Source organism: Streptomyces sp. CNZ287 (assembly GCF_007827615.1).
The window spans coordinates 88,329-102,759 of record NZ_VISV01000017.1; the positions used below are offsets into that span (position 1 = coordinate 88,329).

13 protein-coding genes are annotated in these 14,431 nt (G+C 75.2%); 10 read left to right on the plus strand and 3 right to left on the minus strand.

Going from position 1 to position 14,431, the window contains the following annotated elements:
- Positions 1–187: 187 nt before the first annotated feature.
- A complete protein-coding gene (locus FB457_RS26530) occupies positions 188–1,618 on the minus strand; it encodes a gamma-aminobutyraldehyde dehydrogenase (protein WP_047018361.1) in 1,431 nt (476 codons plus the stop codon).
- A gap of 255 nt (positions 1,619–1,873) precedes the next feature.
- Here FB457_RS26530 and FB457_RS26535 point away from each other — a divergent pair, with 255 nt between their 5' ends.
- The 6 genes from FB457_RS26535 (at position 1,874) to FB457_RS26560 (ending at position 8,379) form a co-directional block, all read left to right on the plus strand.
- On the plus strand, positions 1,874–2,347 hold the full coding sequence (locus tag FB457_RS26535; protein ID WP_047018360.1) for an Lrp/AsnC family transcriptional regulator: 474 nt from the start codon (positions 1,874–1,876) through the stop codon (positions 2,345–2,347).
- The gene (locus tag FB457_RS26540) at positions 2,335–3,759 is read left to right on the plus strand and encodes an aspartate aminotransferase family protein (RefSeq protein ID WP_486589142.1); all 1,425 of its coding nucleotides are present in this window, start codon (positions 2,335–2,337) and stop codon (positions 3,757–3,759) included. Before FB457_RS26535 ends, FB457_RS26540 begins: the two co-directional genes overlap by 13 nt.
- 179 nt (positions 3,760–3,938) lie before the next feature.
- Positions 3,939–4,757 (plus strand): ABC transporter ATP-binding protein, encoded by an 819-nt coding sequence (locus FB457_RS26545; protein ID WP_347615522.1) that lies wholly within the window; start codon positions 3,939–3,941, stop codon positions 4,755–4,757.
- Positions 4,739–5,956 (plus strand): hypothetical protein, encoded by a 1,218-nt coding sequence (locus FB457_RS26550; protein ID WP_145783516.1) that lies wholly within the window; start codon positions 4,739–4,741, stop codon positions 5,954–5,956. Before FB457_RS26545 ends, FB457_RS26550 begins: the two co-directional genes overlap by 19 nt.
- Positions 5,957–6,077: 121 nt before the next feature.
- Complete coding sequence (locus FB457_RS26555) at positions 6,078–7,265, plus strand: serine hydrolase domain-containing protein (protein ID WP_047018356.1); 1,188 nt, start codon at positions 6,078–6,080, stop codon at positions 7,263–7,265.
- A gap of 10 nt (positions 7,266–7,275) precedes the next feature.
- Positions 7,276–8,379, plus strand: a complete 1,104-nt coding sequence (locus FB457_RS26560; RefSeq protein ID WP_047020419.1) for an LOG family protein — start codon at positions 7,276–7,278, stop codon at positions 8,377–8,379.
- A gap of 244 nt (positions 8,380–8,623) precedes the next feature.
- Here the strand turns inward: FB457_RS26560 and FB457_RS26565 are convergent, their stop codons facing one another.
- The gene (locus FB457_RS26565; protein ID WP_047018355.1) at positions 8,624–9,895 is read right to left on the minus strand and encodes a sensor histidine kinase; all 1,272 of its coding nucleotides are present in this window, start codon (positions 9,893–9,895) and stop codon (positions 8,624–8,626) included.
- The gene (locus tag FB457_RS26570; RefSeq protein ID WP_047018354.1) at positions 9,892–10,548 is read right to left on the minus strand and encodes a response regulator transcription factor; all 657 of its coding nucleotides are present in this window, start codon (positions 10,546–10,548) and stop codon (positions 9,892–9,894) included. The genes FB457_RS26565 and FB457_RS26570 overlap by 4 nt, the downstream gene beginning before the upstream one ends.
- A 172-nt stretch (positions 10,549–10,720) precedes the next feature.
- Here FB457_RS26570 and FB457_RS26575 point away from each other — a divergent pair, with 172 nt between their 5' ends.
- From FB457_RS26575 to FB457_RS26590, 4 genes are read left to right on the plus strand one after another with little or no spacing between them, the layout of a single operon-like run.
- A complete protein-coding gene (locus FB457_RS26575; protein WP_047018353.1) occupies positions 10,721–11,269 on the plus strand; it encodes a hypothetical protein in 549 nt (182 codons plus the stop codon).
- Positions 11,266–12,468 (plus strand): efflux RND transporter periplasmic adaptor subunit, encoded by a 1,203-nt coding sequence (locus tag FB457_RS26580; RefSeq protein ID WP_047018352.1) that lies wholly within the window; start codon positions 11,266–11,268, stop codon positions 12,466–12,468. The genes FB457_RS26575 and FB457_RS26580 overlap by 4 nt, the downstream gene beginning before the upstream one ends.
- Positions 12,465–13,136 carry an ABC transporter ATP-binding protein gene (locus tag FB457_RS26585; RefSeq protein ID WP_145783518.1) on the plus strand — a complete coding sequence of 224 codons (672 nt, stop codon included), beginning with the start codon at positions 12,465–12,467 and terminating at the stop codon, positions 13,134–13,136. The genes FB457_RS26580 and FB457_RS26585 overlap by 4 nt, the downstream gene beginning before the upstream one ends.
- 20 nt (positions 13,137–13,156) lie before the next feature.
- The gene (locus FB457_RS26590; RefSeq protein WP_145783519.1) at positions 13,157–14,347 is read left to right on the plus strand and encodes an ABC transporter permease; all 1,191 of its coding nucleotides are present in this window, start codon (positions 13,157–13,159) and stop codon (positions 14,345–14,347) included.
- Positions 14,348–14,431 lie beyond the last annotated feature (84 nt).

Below are 14,431 nucleotides of genomic sequence, written 5' to 3' on the forward strand. Positions count from 1 at the left end.
CATCGTCGTCCAGGCTGGTCTGCTGCGTTTGCGCTGCGTCGCCGCAGCCGGCGGAGTCCTCGTCGGCTCCGCGGGTTCAGCCTGCCCCGCGGACGGGCCGCGGACATCGGTAGCCCGCGCGGATCGGTATACGTATCCGCGCGGGCCGGGCCCGCGGCCTACCTAGGTAGGTGTGCGGGAACCGCGCTCAGAGTGCGGTCATCACGTGCTTGACGCGGGTGTAGTCGTCGAAGCCGTACGACGAGAGGTCCTTGCCGTAGCCGGACTTCTTGAAGCCGCCGTGCGGCATCTCGGCGACCAGCGGGATGTGGGTGTTGATCCACACGCAGCCGAAGTCCAGCGCCTTCGACAGCCGCATCGCCCGGCCGTGGTCCCTGGTCCACACCGAGGAGGCCAGGGCGTACTGCACGCCGTTGGCGAAGGCGAGGGCCTGGTCCTCGTCGGTGAAGGACTGCACGGTGATGACGGGGCCGAAGACCTCGTTCTGGATGATCTCGTCGTCCTGCCGGAGCCCGGAGACGACGGTCGCGGCGTAGTAGTAGCCCTTGTCGCCGATCCGCCGGCCGCCGGCCTCGACGCGCGCGTGCGCCGGGAGCCGGTCGACGAAGCCGGCGACGCGCTCCAGTTGCGCGGCGTTGTTCAGCGGGCCGTAGAGCGCGTCCGCCTCGCCGGGGCCGGTCTTCGTCTCGGCCGCCGCCTTGGCGAGGGCGGAGACGAACTCGTCGTGGACGGACTCGTGGACGAGCACGCGGGTGGCCGCGGTGCAGTCCTGCCCGGCGTTGAAGTAGCCCGCCACGGCGATGTCCTCGACGGCCTTGGGGAGGTCGGCGTCGTCGAAGACGATGACCGGCGCCTTGCCGCCCAGCTCCAGGTGCACCCGCTTGAGGTCCTTGGCGGCGCTGCCCGCGACCTCCTTGCCGGCCCGGACCGAGCCGGTGATGGAGGCCATCGCGGGGACGGGGTGCTCGACCATCAGCCGGCCGGTGTCGCGGTCGCCGCAGACGACGTTGAAGACGCCCTTGGGCAGGATCCCGCCCATGATCTCGGCGAGCAGCACGGTGGCGGCCGGGGTGGTGTCGGAGGGCTTGAGGACCACCGTGTTGCCCGCGGCCAGCGCGGGGGCGAACTTCCAGATCGCCATCATCACGGGGTAGTTCCAGGGGGTGACCTGGGCGCAGACGCCGATCGGCTCACGCCGTACGTACGAGGTGAGGCCGTCCATGTACTCGCCGGCGGACTTGCCCTCCAGCATGCGGGCCGCGCCGGCGAAGAACCGGATCTGGTCCAGCATCATCGGCAGCTCTTCCTCGCGGGTGAGCTCCAGGGGTTTGCCGGTGTCCTTGCACTCGGTCTCCAGCAGCTCGTCCGCCCTGGCCTCCAGGGCGTCGGCGATCTTCAGCAGCGCCAGCTGCCTCGCCCCGGGGGTGGCGTCCCGCCAGCCGGGGAAGGCCGCCGCCGCGGCCTGCACGGCGGCGTCGACGTCGGCGGCGCCGGACAGGGGCGCGGTCGCGTAGACCTCCTCGGTGGCCGGGTCGACGACGTCCATGGTCCGGCCATCGGCGGCGTCCCGGAATTCTCCGTTGATGTAGTTGCGCAGACGGCGCGGTTCGCTGGTCACTGCGACCCTCCAGTAGTCGGTCCGCTGATGCGCCCCACCCTAACGGCGGGAGATTTGCCCGTCACGAGGCGCCTGAACAGGAAGACTTCCGTCGCCGCCCGCGGCCTCGCCGGTGCGGCCACTTCCCCGTCCTCGTACGAGATTGACAGCTCAAGCATCTTGGAACAAGCGAATCCATCGCCTGTACGCCATTCATCCACGGATTCAGTTTCCGATCCCTTGCGGCGGGCTCCGGCGCTCGGGCAGAGTGACAGCGTGGCCACACATGACAAGAAGCAGGCGGGCTCGGCGCTGGACGACGTCTCGCTGAAGATCGTCGAGCAGTTGCAGCAGGACGGCCGCCGCTCGTACGCCGCGATAGGCAAGGCCGTCGGCCTGTCCGAGGCGGCCGTGCGCCAGCGGGTGCAGAAGCTGCTGGAGCAGGGTGTCATGCAGATCGTCGCCGTCACCGACCCGCTGACGGTCGGCTTCATGAGACAGGCGATGATCGGCATCACCGTCGACGGCGACGTCGAGCCGGTCGCGGACGCGCTGGCCGGGCTCGACGAGGTCGACTACGTGGTGGTGACCGCCGGCTCCTTCGACCTGCTCGCCGAAGTCGTCTGCCACGACGACGCCCACCTGCTGGAGCTCATCAACAAGCGGATCCGGGCACTGCCCGGCGTCCGCGCCACGGAGAGCTTCGTGTACCTGAAGCTGCGCAAGCAGACCTACTCGTGGGGAACCTGATAACCGTGAGCAAGGACAGCAGCACCGCCGCATCCGGCGCCACCCCCTCGGCCACCTCGAAGGCCGCGTACGACCACCTGTGGATGCACTTCACCAGGATGTCGTCGTACGAGAACGCCCCCGTGCCCACCATCGTCCGCGGCGACGGCGCGTACATCTACGACGAGACGGGCAAGCGCTACCTCGACGGCCTCGCCGGCCTCTTCGTGGTGCAGGCCGGACACGGCCGCACCGAGCTGGCCGAGGCCGCCGCCAAGCAGGCCGCGGAGCTGGCGTACTTCCCGATCTGGTCCTACGCCCACCCCAAGGCCGTCGAACTCGCCGAGCGGCTGGCGGCCGGCGCCCCCGGCGACCTGAACAAGGTGTTCTTCTCCACCGGCGGCGGCGAGGCGGTCGAGACCGCCTGGAAGCTGGCCAAGCAGTACTTCAAGCTCACCGGCCGGCCCGGCAAGTACAAGGTGATCTCCCGTGCCGTCGCCTACCACGGCACCCCGCAGGGCGCCCTCTCCATCACCGGCCTGCCGGGGCTCAAGGCCCCCTTCGAGCCGCTGGTCCCCGGCGCCCGCAAGGTCGCGAACACCAACATCTACCGGGCTGCCGGGCACGGTGGTGCCCCCGAGGAGCCGGCGGCGTTCGGCCGCTGGGCCGCCGACCAGATCGAGCAGCAGATCCTCTTCGAGGGCCCGGAGACGGTCGCCGCGGTCTTCCTGGAGCCGGTGCAGAACGCCGGCGGCTGCTTCCCGCCGCCGCCCGGGTACTTCGCGCGGGTGCGGGAGATCTGCGACACGTACGACGTGCTGCTCGTCTCCGACGAGGTCATCTGCGCCTTCGGCCGGCTGGGCCACATGTTCGGCTGCGACCGGTACGGCTACGTGCCCGACCTCATCACCTGCGCCAAGGGCCTGACCTCCGGCTACTCGCCGCTCGCCGCCTGCCTGGTCTCCGACCGCGTCGCCGAGCCCTTCTACGCCGGCGGCAACACCTTCCCGCACGGCTACACCTTCGGCGGCCACCCCGTCTCCTGCGCGGTCGCCCTCGCCAACCTCGACATCTTCGACCGCGAGGACCTCTACGGCCACGTACGCGCCAACGAGGAGGCGTTCCACGCCACCCTGCGACGGCTGCTCGACCTGCCGATCGTCGGCGACGTGCGCGGCAGCGGCTACTTCTACGGCATCGAGCTGGTGAAGGACAAGGCCACCAAGGAGACCTTCACGGCCGAGGAGACCGAGCGGGTCCTCTACGGCTTCCTCTCCCGGGCGCTCTTCGAGAACGGCCTGTACTGCCGCGCCGACGACCGCGGCGACCCGGTGGTGCAGCTCGCCCCGCCGCTCGTCGCCGACCAGGCGGTCTTCGACGAGGCGGAGCAGATCCTGCGGGGCGTCCTCACCGACGCCTGGGCGCGGCTCTGACCCTGCCCGTCCCGGTGCGCGCGCCGGGCGGTCCGTCCGTACGAGCGGACCATCCGGCGCGCCGCCCGCCGCCTCACCTGCGGTTCCGCCGCCCCTTCCTAGGGTGCGAGTGACCGGAGCCCGCCGTCCTCGTTCCACCACCGTGGGGGCGCAAGGGGACCCAGGGAAAGAGGTGTGCGATGACCGCGGCGACCACTCGGACCGCCCCACCCGACAACGACGTGCTGTGGGCCCGCTCCCTGCACTACGCCCACGGCGGCACCCCGGCGCTGGCCGGCGTCTCGCTGGGCGTCGCACAGGGCGAGATCCTCGCCGTCCTCGGGCCGCGCGGCAGCGGCAAGACGACGCTGCTGAAGTGCCTGTCCGGGCAACTGCTGCCCCAGCAGGGCGAGGTGTGGTTCAACAGCGGCCCCGTGCACACCCTCTCCGCCGGCGCCCGCGAGCGGCTGCGCCGGGACCGCTTCGGCTGGATCGGCACCCGCCCCGAGCTGGTCCCCGAGCTGACCGCCTGGGAGAACGTGGCGCTGCCGCTGCTGCTGGCCGGCGATGCGCACCGCGTGGCGCGGCGCGCGGCGATGGAGTGGCTGGAGCGCCTCGACGCGGGCGGCATCGCGCGCTCCCGGCCCGCGGAGCTGCCGCAGCAGCAGCGGCAGCACGTCGCCATCGCCCGCGCGCTGGTCGCCGGGCCCGACGTGGTCTTCGCCGACGAGCCGACGGCTCCGCTGCGGCGGGCGGAGGGGATGCAGGCGCTGCGCACGCTCGTCGCGGCGGCGCGCTCGCACGGGATCAGCGTCGTGCTCGCCGGGCCGGAGGGCGACGCGGCCGTCGCCGGGGCGGCCGACCGGACGTTCCCGCTGGTCGACGGGCGCCGGGCGAGCGGGGCGCGGACGGCGGCGGAGGTCGCGGGGTACGGGGACGGGGCGGCGGCAGCGGGTACGGAGGCAGGGGCGGCGCGGCCGACGGAGAACTCGGAGGACCCGTGCTCAGTCTCCGCCTAGCCCGCGGCTCCCACCCGCTGGTCCTGCTCCGCAGGCTGCTCGTCGCGTGCGCCTCGGCCGGCGTCGGCTTCCTGCTGCTGACCGCCCTGGGCCACGCCTCGCCCCAGCAACTGCTGTGGTGCGTGGCGCCGCTGGCGGCCACCGTCCAGTTCGCGGTGGCCGTGGCCCGTACCGACCCGCACGCAAGGCCGTCGCAGGCGCTCTCCTCCGCGGGCTTCGGCCCGGCCACGGCGCCGGCGGTCGCCGCGGTGACGACGGCGGTGTCGTGCCTGCTGGGCAGCGCGCTGGCGCTGCTGTTCTTCCTGCACCTGCGCGGCGACCTGTCGGGGCTGCCGTTCGACGGCGCCGCCGCCGCGCTCCTCGGCGCCGGCGGCCCGCTGCCCGTCGCCGGCGCGCTCACGCTGCTCACCTGCGTACCGGCGCTGGCCGCGGCGGCGAGCGCGGCGAGCCTGCGCCCGCGGCGTACGGCGGCGCAGGGCTCCGCCGCGGCGGCGGCCCGGCTGCGGGCCCGGCGCGAGGCGGCGGACGCGACCGGGGTGGCCCTGGCCGCACCGGGGCCGGGCGGCGACGACCCGCCGGTCCCCGCCGACCTGCCGTGGGGCACCGCGCTGGCGACGACGGGCCTGGCCCTCGGCGCGTACGCGGGCAGCTTCGCGAGCGCCGGGGACGACGCGGCGCTGAAGCTGCCGCTGCCCGGCGGCTCCGGCGACGCGGCGCCGGCGGTCGTCGCGAGCTGGGCCCTGATCACGGCGGGCCTGATCCTCGCGGGCCCCGGCATCGTCCACCTCTGCGGCCGGCTGCTGTGCGCGCTGCGCCCGGGTGCCCTGCGGCTGCTCGCCGGGCGGGTGCTCCAGCAGGAGGCCCGCCGGGTGGGCCGCCCGCTGGGCGCGCTGTGCGCGGTGGCGGCGGGCGGGGTGCTGTGCACGCTCGTCTGGCCGGACGGCGACGACGCCCGGTCGCTGGGCCCGTTGACGGTGCTGGGCGCGGCCCTGGTGGTGGGCTGCGCGGTGGCGACGGCGGGCATGGCGGCGCTGGAGTCCAAACGCGCCCGCACCCACGCCACCACCGCCCTCCTCCGCCTCGGCGCCTCCCCCCGCCTGCTGCGCCGCGCGGCGCTGCTCCGCACGACGGTCCTCCTGGCGGTCTTCGCCCCCCTGTCCCTGGCCCTGGGCGAACTGGCGTCACTGCCGCTGCGCTAGCGGAGGGCGGCAACGGCCGTCCCTCCCCCGTGCGGGGGACTTCCGCGTCCCCCGTGTGAGCGCCCGCGGTTCGCCCGGGCGCGTGACGACCCCGGGGGCGCCCGCTGCCTAGCCTCCCCGCATGACGACGTACGGAGACATCCGCGCCCGGCGCCTGCTCGCCGCCCTGCTCGTGCTGCTGGTGCTGCCGGCGGCGGCCGCGTGCGGGGCGGACCGTGACCGGGACCGGGACGTGCGGGACGACGGTGCCGCCGGGATACGGACGCAGGCGCGCGCCGGCGACCCCGCCACCCGGGCGGTGGAGAAGTACCTCGACGAGGTGTGGCCGGAAGACGCGCCCGGCACCGTCGTCGCCGCCCGCGGCGGGGCCGCGGTGACCTGCTCGGGGCGCGGGCCCGCCGACCCCGGGACCGGCGCGCGGGCGGGCTGCGGCACCGTGTACGACATCGCGTCGATGACCAAGCAGTTCACCGCCGCGGCGATCGTCAAGCTCCAGACCGAGGGGAAGCTGCGCGTCACCGACCCCCTCTCCCGCCACCTCGACGGCGTGCCCGCGGACAAGCGCGGCATCACCCTCCACCACCTTCTCACCCACACCGCGGGGCTGCCCGAGTCCCTCGGCGACGACTACGACCCGCTCTCCCGCGCCGGGCTGGTCTCCGGCGCCCTCGCCACCCCGCTCCACTCGCCGCCCGGCGAGCGCTACGCGTACTCCAACACCGGCTACAGCCTCCTGGCCGCCGTCGTGGAGGAGGCGTCCGGCACCGGCTACGAGCCGTACCTCGCCGGCCACCTCTTCCGCCCCGCCGGCATGACCGACACCGGGTACGTCCTGCCCGACTGGGACCGGGACCGCATCGCCGTCGAGTACGACCGCCGGGGCCGCCCGCAGGGCCGGCCGATGGACCATCCCTGGGCCGGCGACGGCCCGTACTGGAACCTCCGCGGCAACGGCGGCATGCTCTCCACCGCCCGCGACATGCTCCGCTGGCACCGCGCCCTCCTCGGCGACCGCGTCCTGCCCGCGAAGGCGAGGAAGCTGCTGTTCACGCGGTACGTCCCGGAAGGCGGCGGCGCCGGGTCCTTCTACGGCTACGGCTGGAGCCTGCTCGACCTCGGCGGCGCCCCCGTCGCCACCCACGACGGCGGCAACGAGTGGTCCTCGGGGCGCGTCGCCCGCTTCCTGGACGACGGCACGCTGGTCTTCTGGATCAGCAACGCCGCGACCCGCGCGGGCGCGTGGGATCTTCCGGACCTGGACCGGGAGCTGACGACCGGAATCGCCGAACGGGTGCGCGAACGCGCCTAGGGTGGGGCGCATGCCGCACTCCCCCTTCGAGATCGAGTCCCTGGCCGAGTTCGACGCCGCCGTCGCCTCCGGTTCCATCAGCGGGTTCCGCGTGCAGTCCGTCGATCTGACGGACCGCACGCGGCTGCTGCTCACCGCGGACGTGCACGGCGCGGTGTTCCTCGGCTGCCCGATGGCCGAGGAGGCGGCGCACCGCGTGCAGCGCGACGGCGCGCTGGTCTTCCCTGTGGTTCCGGATCTGCCGTTCGACCCGTACCGGGGTGCGCTGTACACCCCGGACGAGCTGTTCGCGGGCCTGGCGCGGGGGTACGAGCAGACGCCCGACGCCCGCTCGTACGCCTGGTTCCAGCGCACCCGCGCCGAGCACGACATATTCGCCGCCGTCATCCGCGGCATGCACGACGAGTCGATGTCCAACGCGCTGGACGAGCGGCTGCGCGCCTGCCGCCCCGTCGTCGGCGTCATGGGCGGGCACGCGCTGGAGCGCGGCGGCGAGGACTACGCGGGCGCGGCCCGGCTGGGCCGGGCGCTGGTGCGCGCCGGATTCGACGTGGCCACGGGCGGCGGTCCCGGCGCGATGGAGGCGGCCAACCTGGGCGCGTACGCGGTGGAGTTCGACGACGCGATGCTGGACGAGGCGGTGCGGATGCTGGGCAAGGCGCCGTCGTTCACGCCCTCGGTGGCGCAGTGGGCCGAGGCGGCGTTCGCGGTACGGGAGCGGTGGCCGGGCGGCGGCGACTCGATCGGCATCCCCACCTGGTTCTACGGCCACGAGCCGCCGAACGCCTTCGCGGGGCACATCGCGAAGTACTTCGCGAACGCGCTGCGCGAGGACGGGCTGCTGGCCCGGAGCACCGCGGGCGTCGTGTTCCTGCCGGGCGCGGCGGGCACGGTGCAGGAGATCTTCGACGCGGCGACGCCCAACTACTACGAGTCGCGCGGCGAACCGCGGCCGATGGTGCTGGTGGGCCGCGACCACTGGTCGGCGCGGCTGCCGGCGTGGCAGTTGCTGTCGGCGCTGGCGGACGGCCGGCCGATGGCGCCGCGGATCGCGCTGGTCGACGGGGTGGAGGAGGCGCCGGAGGCGCTGCTGAAGCTGGGCGCCGCGGACTAGGGTCTCTCTTCACTCTCGCGTCGTTCGCCCGTAGGGCGGGCGGGGCAGGGGGCACCGCCCACGCCCCCGGGGCGTAGGGGGAGTCTGGTGCGTGCGATCGCAAGGCGGAGGGCCGACCGCATAGGGGGCCTCTTCGGTCGATCCCGACAACGCGGCGAGCGTGCGTGCCGGGCTCCTCCCCCACAGCGCGCTGCGCGCGCGTGGGCGGTACCCCCAGCCGCAGACGGGAGAGTGAAGACAGACCCTAGGACGCGGGCCCCGCGCGCTGTCCGGCGTCCTGCCCGGAGTGCCGTCCGGCGTCCGGGTCCGGCGGCAGCGTGACCGTCACCGTGAGCCCGCCGCCGTCGCGGGGGCGGGCGGCCGCGTCCCCGCCGTGGGCGCGCGCGACGGCCCGGACGATCGACAGCCCCAGCCCGGCCCCGCCGCCGGTGACCAGCCGGTCGGCTCCCAGGCGGCGGAACGGCTCGAAGAGGGCGGGGATCTCGTACGGGGGCACGGTGGGCCCGGTGTTGGCGACCCGGAGTTCGGCCCGGCCGCCGGCCCCGGTGGCGCAGGTGACGCGGACGTACCCGCCCGCGCCGGAGTTGTGGCGGACGCCGTTCTCGACCAGGTTGTGCACCAGCCGCTCCAGCAGCAGGGCGTCGCCCGCGGTCCACGCCTCCGCGGTCTTCACGGTCACCTCGATCCCGGCCTTCGCCGCCTCGGAGACGGCCTGGGCGACGACGTGGGTGACGATGTCGGCGAGGTCGACGGGGTGCCGTTCGGTGATCTCGTTCTCGGAGGAGGCCAGGAGCAGCAGCCCGCTGATGAGCCGCTCGTGGCGGGAGTTGATCTGCAGCAGGTCCTCGCCCAGGCGCCGGATGTCCGCGGAGGCGGCGGGCCGGTGCATGGCGGTCTCGACCAGGGCGCGGCCGAGGGTGAGCGGGGTGCGCAGCTCGTGGGAGGCGTTGGCGACGAAGCGGCGCTGGCCGTCGAAGGAGCGGTCGAGCCGTTCGACCATGGTGTCGAAGGTGTCGGCGAGTTCCTTGACCTCGTCGTCGGGGCCGCCGAGCGCGATGCGTTCGTGCAGCCCGCGGCCGGCGGCGGGGGCGTCGGCGATCCGCCGGGCGGTGTCGGTGACGCGGTGCAGCGGGGCGAGGACCCGGCCGGCGACGAGCCAGCCGGAGCCGGCCGCGGCGGCACCGACGACGAGGAGGGCGATGCCGCCCTGGGTGAGGAGGGAGGTGCCCGCGGCGTCGCGCAGGACGTCCTCGCGGCTCTCGGTGAACCGCTGGTGTTCGAACCCGGGTTCCGGACCGGGGCCGGGGGCGCGGGCGGGGGTGCCGGTCGGCGCCGCGGAGGGTTCGGTGGAGCTGCTGTTGAAGGTGCCGCCGGCGCCGAGGCGGGCGTTGAACAGGACGTAGGTGAGGCCGAGGAGCACGGCGCCGGCGGCCAGGAACATGGCCCCGTAGACGAGGGTCAGCCGGGCGCGCAGGGTGAAGCGCCGCGGCCGGAGCACGGTGCGCGGGCCGCTCATGGGATGCGGTATCCGACGCCGGTGACGGTCTCGACGACGGGCGGCTCGCCGAGCTTGCGGCGCAGCTTGAGCACCGCGAGGCGGACGGCGCCGGTGAAGGGGTCGGCGTGCTCGTCCCACGCCTTCTCCAGCAGGAGTTCCGCGGAGACCGGGGCGCCTTCCGCGCGGAGCAGTTCGGCGAGGACGGCGAACTCCTTGCGGGACAGGGGCACATAGCGCCCGTCGCGTACGACCTCGTGCCTGGCCTGGTCCAGGGCGATCCCGGCGCGGCGCAGCACGGGCGGCGCGGCGGGCCGGGCGCGGCGGCCGAGGGCGTGGACCCGGGCGGCGAGTTCGGGGAAGGCGAACGGCTTGGTGAGGTAGTCGTCGGCGCCGAGGCCGAGACCCGCGACGCGGTCGGCGACGTCGGCGGAGGCGGTGAGCATCAGCACGCGCGCCGCGGAGCCGGCGGCGACGAGGCGGCGGCAGACGTCGTCGCCGTGGACGGCGGGGAGGTCGCGGTCGAGGACGACGACGTCGTAGTCGTGGACGGCGGCGCGCTCCAGCGCGGCGGCGCCGTCGTACGCGACGTCGACGGCGTGCGCCTCGGCGCGCAGCCATGCGCGGACGGCGGCCGCGAGCACCGGCTCGTCTTCGGCGACCAGCACCCTCATCGGCGTCCTCCCGTAGCTGGGTTCGGAGGCTCATGGTGCCGAAGGGCGCGTTTCCTCGGCGTGAGGAGACGGGGGCGTACGGCGGAAACGGCGGGGAAACGCGCCACCGCGTTGCATCGGCCCGTACGGCGCGGGCGGCTGACGCCCGCGCCCCGAAGGAGCGGAGACGACGATGCGACGACGTACGCGCACCGCGCTCGCGGCCCTGCCGCTGGCGGTCACCCTGGCCCTCACGGGCTGCGGCTCCGGCGGCGGCGACGGGACGGTGGCGACCGCGGGCGGCGAGGAGAAGAAGAGCGGCGGGAAGGACCCGGTCGCGGACGACATGGACGAGCAGATGCTGCAGTTCGCGCGGTGCCTGCGGGAGAACGGCGTGGACGTCCAGGACCCGGAGCCCGGGCAGGGCGTGAACCTGAACATGGACGGCGTCGGACCGGCGAAGGCGAAGCGCGCCATGGAGGCGTGCCGGGAGTACGACCCGGCGACCCTCTCGAAGAACGACCCGATCAGCAAGGAGCTGGAGGAGAAGCTGCGCGCGTACGCGCGCTGCATGCGGAGCAACGGTGTGGCGGACTTCCCGGATCCGGTGCCGGGCGGCGGGCTGCAGATGGACGGCGCGATCCAGCAGGACCCGGACTACGGCGGGGCGGCGAAGGCGTGCAGGAAGCTGATGCCGGCGGGCGAGGGCGAGAGCTCCACGAACGAGGTGGAGGGCGAATGACGGCGCAACCCGCCGCCTCCCGGCGGGAGCCGGGCCCCGGGGGCCCGGCCGCGGCGGACGAACCGGCCGCGGACCCGACCGCCACGGACCTGCCCGGGGCGGATCCGTCTCCGCCGCGCCGCGGCCGGCACCGCCGCAGGCGGCGGCGGATGGCCGCCGGGGCGGTGTTCCTCGCCGCGACGGGCGGTGCCGCGGCGGCCGGGCTCGGCCTCGGCGGCACCGGCGGCCCGGCCGGCGCCGCCGACGGCGAACTGCCCCCGGCCACCGCCGAGGTGACCCGCGACACGCTGGTCGACACCCGAAGCGCCGACGCAGAGCTGGGCCACGGCCCGGCCACCGGCGCCGCCGCCCGCACCGACGGCACGCTGACGGAACTGCCGCGCGCGGGCGCGCGGGTGACCCGCGGCGAGGCGCTGTACGAGCTGGACGACGAGCCGGTGACCCTGCTGTACGGGGACCTGCCCGCGTACCGCACGCTGGCGCCCGGCGCCGAGGGCACGGACGTGGCGCAGCTCGAGCGCAACCTGAGCGCCCTCGGCTACACCGGCTTCACCGTGGACGACGCCTACTCCGGCGCCACGGCCGCCGCCGTCCGCGACTGGCAGGACGACCTGGGTGCCGGGGCGACGGGCCGGGTGGAGCCGGGGCAGGTGGTGTTCGCGCCCGGCCCGGTCGTGGTGGCGAGCGTCGACGCGCAGCGCGGCGACCTCGTCGTACCGGGCGCCGACGTCCTCACGTACACCGGCACCGACGTGGCCGTCACCGCGGAACTGGACGTCGCGGACCGGCGGCTCGCGCGGCGGGGCGCGAAGGTGGGCGTGGAGCTGCCGGACGGGCGGACGGTGCGCGGCACGGTCGCGGAGGTGTCCGTACGGACGCGGCCGGCCGACGGCGAGCAGGAGGCGCGGACGGTGGTAGAGGTCGTCGTCCGGCTCAAGGGCGCGGAGGCGCGAAAGGCGGCGTCCGCGTACGACGAGGCGGGCGTGCACGTGGACTTCACCGCGGGCCGGCGCGAGAACGTGCTGACGGTGCCGGTCGCGGCGCTGCTGGCACTGGCGGAGGGCGGCTTCGGCGTGGAGGTGGTGACGGACGGCACCACCCGGTACGTACCGGTGGAGACGGGCCTGTTCGCCGGCGGCCGGGTCGAGGTCTCGGGCGAGGGCCTGACGGCGGGCACGAAGGTGGGCATGCCGCGGTGATCGAGCTGACGAACGTGACGAAGACCTACCCGGGCGGCGTCACCGCGCTCGCCGGGGTCTCCCTGCGCGTGGCCGCGGGCGAACTCGTCGCCGTCACCGGCCCGTCGGGGTCGGGGAAGTCGACGATGCTCCATGTCCTGGGCACCCTGGAGAGCCCCACGTCGGGCGGGGTGCGGATCGCGGGGTACGACGTGGGCGCGCTGTCCGACGCCGGCCTGTCCGCGCTGCGTGCCCACCGGATCGGCTTCGTCTTCCAGCAGTTCCACCTCGCGGGCGGCACGTCGGCCCTCGACAACGTCGCCGACGGCCTCCTCTACACCGGCCTGCGCCCGGCGGAGCGCCGCCGCCGCGCGGCGGGGGTGCTGCACCGGGTGGGCCTGGCCCACCGCATGGAGCACCGGCCGCACGAGCTGTCGGGCGGCGAGCGGCAGCGCGTCGCGGTGGCCCGCGCGGTGGCGGGCGACCCGCCGCTGCTGCTGGCGGACGAGCCGACGGGGGCCCTGGACACGGCGTCGGGCGCGGGGGTGGTGGAACTGCTGCGGGAGCTGAACGCGGCGGGGACGACGGTGGTGGTGATCACGCACGAGCGGGAGCTGGCGGCGTCGCTGCCGCGGCAGGTGCGGTTGCGGGACGGCAGGCTGGAGCAGGAGGGGGCGAGGGCGAAGTGAAGGGAAGGCCGGCTGAGGAGATGCCACCCGCGGTCCTCCGGCCGGGGGACGTGGTGCGCGGCGGGGCCGTGGGGCTGCGGACGCGGCCGCTGCGGGCGGTGCTGTCGGCGCTGGGGATCGCGATCGGGATCGCGGCGATGGTGGCGGTGGTGGGGATCTCGTCGAGTTCGCGGGCGGATCTGGACCGTACGCTCGCCTCACTGGGCACGAACCTGCTGACGGTCTCGCCGGGCCGGACGATGAGCGGCGGGCAGGCGAAGCTGCCGGCGCGGGCGGAGGACATGGTGGCCAGGATCGGCCCGGTGACGTCGGTGTCGGCGATCGGCCAGGTCCCGGACGCGCACGTCTACCGCACGGACCGGATCCCGGAGGCGGAGACGGGCGGTCTGGCCGCGTATGCGGCACGCACCGGCCTCCCGGAGGCGACGGGCGCGCGGCTGCGCACCGGCACCTGGCTGAACGCGGCGACGGCGCGCTATCCGGCGGTGGTGCTGGGCGCGACGGCGGCGGAGCGGCTGGGCGTGGGCCGGTCGGCACCGGAGGTGCGGGTGCTGGTGGGCGGCGAGTGGTTCACGGTGGTGGGGATCCTGGAGCCGGCGCCGCTGGCACCGGAGCTGGACACCGGGGCGCTGGTGGGGTGGCGGGCGGCGGAGGACCGGCTGGGCTTCGACGGCCGGGCGACGACGGTCTACACGAGGTCGGCGGACGCGGCCGTGGAGGAGGTCCGGTCGGTGCTGGGCGCGACGGCGAACCCGGCGGCGCCGAACGAGGTGGAGGTCTCGCGCCCGTCGGACGCGCTGGCGGCGAAGCGCGCGGCGGGCGAGGCGTTCACGCGGCTGCTGCTGGGGGTGGGCGCGGTGGCGCTGCTGGTGGGCGGCGTGGGGGTGGCGAACACGATGGTCATCTCGGTGCTGGAACGCCGCGCGGAGATCGGCCTGCGCCGCGCCCTGGGCGCCACCCGCGGGCACATCCGCACGCAGTTCCTGGCGGAGTCGCTGCTGCTGTCGGCCCTGGGCGGCGCGGCGGGCGCACTCCTGGGAGCGGGGGTGACGGCCTCGTACGCGGCGTCGCAGTCCTGGCCGCCGGTGATCCCGGCCTGGACCCTGGCCGGCGGCCTGGCGGCCACCCTGACCGTAGGCGCCCTGGCGGGCCTCTACCCCGCCCTCCACGCCAGCCGCCTCTCCCCGACAACGGCCCTGGCAACGCCGTAGCGAGAGTGTGGGCGGAGGGGCGAAGGGCACAGCCCGGGCGGGGAGGGCGGCGGCCCCGCGAGGGTCGGGCGCACCCCGGGTGGC

Coding starts and splice junctions, on each gene's coding strand:
- FB457_RS26545 (WP_347615522.1), top strand. CDS start 3,939: ATGACCGCGGCGACCACTCGGACCGCCCCACCCGACAACGACGTGCTG.
- FB457_RS26555 (WP_047018356.1), top strand. CDS start 6,078: ATGACGACGTACGGAGACATCCGCGCCCGGCGCCTGCTCGCCGCCCTG.
- FB457_RS26560 (WP_047020419.1), top strand. CDS start 7,276: ATGCCGCACTCCCCCTTCGAGATCGAGTCCCTGGCCGAGTTCGACGCC.
- FB457_RS26565 (WP_047018355.1), bottom strand. CDS start 9,895: ATGAGCGGCCCGCGCACCGTGCTCCGGCCGCGGCGCTTCACCCTGCGC.
- FB457_RS26570 (WP_047018354.1), bottom strand. CDS start 10,548: ATGAGGGTGCTGGTCGCCGAAGACGAGCCGGTGCTCGCGGCCGCCGTC.
- FB457_RS26575 (WP_047018353.1), top strand. CDS start 10,721: ATGCGACGACGTACGCGCACCGCGCTCGCGGCCCTGCCGCTGGCGGTC.
- FB457_RS26580 (WP_047018352.1), top strand. CDS start 11,266: ATGACGGCGCAACCCGCCGCCTCCCGGCGGGAGCCGGGCCCCGGGGGC.
- FB457_RS26590 (WP_145783519.1), top strand. CDS start 13,157: ATGCCACCCGCGGTCCTCCGGCCGGGGGACGTGGTGCGCGGCGGGGCC.